Origin of the sequence: Streptomyces cahuitamycinicus, assembly GCF_002891435.1 — a bacterium.
In the GTDB taxonomy this organism is placed as follows: Bacteria; Actinomycetota; Actinomycetes; order Streptomycetales; family Streptomycetaceae; genus Streptomyces; species Streptomyces cahuitamycinicus.
On record NZ_POUC01000741.1, the window covers coordinates 1 to 2,255 of the forward strand.

Below are 2,255 nucleotides of genomic sequence, written 5' to 3' on the forward strand. Positions count from 1 at the left end.
TACACCCTAGGGTTCGTCGGCAGCGTCAGATGGGTATAAGAGACAGGGCTCGGACCGGGCCCTGGCCGCGTTGGAGAAGCTCGCCGCCGAGCAGCGCGCCGCCGGCGTCGAGGCGGTCCCGGTGCCGCCCGGCCGGCTCACCGAACTGGAGCCGTACCTGGCCCCCGGCCTCGCGGGCGGCGTGCACTACCCGCAGGACGCCCAGGTGATGCCCGCCCTCGCGGCGGCGCACCTGCTGCGCGCCTCGAAGGCCCGGGTGCTCACCGGCCGGGAGGTGACCGGGGTCCTGCGCGGCCCTGGCGGCGCGGTGCGTGGCGTGCGTACCGACCGGGATGACCTCCACGCCCCCGCGGTCGTCAACGCGGCCGGCACCTGGGGCGGCGAGGTGGCGGCCCGCGCCGGAGTGTCGCTGCCGGTGCTGCCCCGGAGGGGTTTCGTACTGGTCACCGAGCCGCTGCCGCCGCGCATCCGGCACAAGGTGTACGCCGCCGACTACGTGGCCGACGTCGCGAGCGACTCGGCGGCCCTGCAGACCTCCCCGGTGGTGGAGGGCACCCTCGCCGGGCCGGTCCTCATCGGCGCCAGCCGTGAACGGGTCGGCTTCGACCGGTCGCTCTCGCTCCCGGCACTGCGCGCCCTGGCGGCCGGGGCGACCGCGCTCTTCCCGTTCCTCGCCGGCGTCCGGGCGATGCGGACGTACGCCGGCTTCCGGCCGTATCTGCCGGACCACCTGCCCGCGATCGGCCCCGACCCGAGGGCGCCCGGGCTGTTCCACGCCTGCGGGCACGAGGGCGCCGGCATCGGGCTCGCCACCGGCACCGGGCATCTGATCGCCCAGGCGCTGACGGGGCGCACGCCCGATCTGGACCTCGGCCCGTTCCGGCCCGACCGCTTCACCGAGGAGGCCGGGTGAACCCGCTGGAGCTGGCCGGGGCCCGGCCCGGCCCCGCCTTCACGGTCACGTTCGACGGGCGGCCGGTCGACGCGCTGCCCGGGCAGACGGTCGCCGCCGTGCTGTGGGCGGCAGGGGTGACGTCGTGGCGAGCCACCCGGGTCGAGGGCCGTCCGCGCGGGGTGTTCTGCGGGATCGGCGTCTGCTTCGACTGCCTGGTGACCGTCAACGGCCGCCCCAACCAACGGGCCTGCCTGGTGCCGGTGCGGCCGGGCGACGCGATCGGCTCACAGGACGGCACGGGCCGCGGGGAGACCGGCGCAGGGGACCGGACGGGTCAGGAGGAGGCGCGCCATGCGGACTGACCTCGCCGTGATCGGTGCCGGACCGGCCGGGCTCGCCGCCGCCCTGGCGGCTTGCGCGCGCGGCGTACGGGTCACGCTCGTCGACGCCGCGACGCGGACCGGCGGGCAGTTCTACCGGCAGCCCGCCGCGGAACTCGGCGCCAGGAGGCCCGAGGCGCTGCACCACGGGTGGCGGACCTGGGAGCGGCTGCGGGACGGACTCGCAGCCGGTGCCGTGCGCGTCCTGACGGACCACCATGTGTGGTGCGTGGAGCGCACGCCGGACGGCTTCACCCTGCACACCCTGCTCGGGCCGGAGCAGGAGGAGCCCGTCGAGGTGCGCGCCCGCACCGTGCTCCTGGCGACCGGCGGCTACGAGCAGGTGCTGCCCTTCCCCGGCTGGACCCTGCCGGGCGTCGTAACGGCCGGGGGAGCCCAGGCCATGCTCAAGGGCGGGCTCGTGGTGCCGGGGCGCCGAGCCGTGGTGGCCGGTACCGGGCCGCTGCTGCTGCCCGTGGCGACCGGGCTCGCGGCAGCCGGTGTCGAGGTCGCCGCACTCGTCGAGTCCGCCGATCCCCAGCGCCTCGCCCGGCATGCCCCCGCCCTGGCGCGCAAGCTCCCCGAGGGCGCCGGATACGCCGTCGGGCTGCTGCGCCACCGCGTCCCGGTCCTCACCCGGCACACCGTCGTCCGCGCCCACGGCGACGACCGGCTGACCGGCGTCACCGTGGCCGCACTCGACGCCGACGGGCACGTCCGGCCCGGCACCGGACGGCACCTGCCCTGCGACACCCTCGCCGCCGGCCACGGCATGCTCCCGCACACCGACCTCGCCGAGGGCCTCGGCTGCCGCCTCGACGGGCTCGCCGTGGCCGTCGACACCGAACAGCGCACGGACGTGCCCGGCGTGTGGGCGGCCGGCGAGGCCACCGGCATCGGCGGCGCCGCCCTGGCCCTCGCCGAGGGGCACATCGCCGGCTGCTCGGCCGCCGCCCACCTGCACGGCACCGCCCCCGGCC

The 2,255-nt window shown here is 77.4% G+C and carries 2 protein-coding genes and 1 pseudogene; all 3 read left to right on the forward strand.

The window, feature by feature from the left end:
* Positions 1-58 precede the first annotated feature (58 nt).
* Positions 59-913: pseudogene (locus C1J00_RS42315) on the forward strand (NAD(P)/FAD-dependent oxidoreductase); the annotation flags it as partial.
* Positions 910-1,257 (forward strand): (2Fe-2S)-binding protein, encoded by a 348-nt coding sequence (locus C1J00_RS42320; protein ID WP_102914107.1) that lies wholly within the window; start codon positions 910-912, stop codon positions 1,255-1,257. The pseudogene C1J00_RS42315 and the gene C1J00_RS42320, both read left to right, overlap by 4 nt.
* Positions 1,247-2,255, forward strand: a 1,009-nt coding sequence (locus tag C1J00_RS42325; RefSeq protein WP_102914108.1) for an NAD(P)/FAD-dependent oxidoreductase, incomplete at its 3' end; no start/stop codon positions are given. The genes C1J00_RS42320 and C1J00_RS42325, both read left to right, overlap by 11 nt.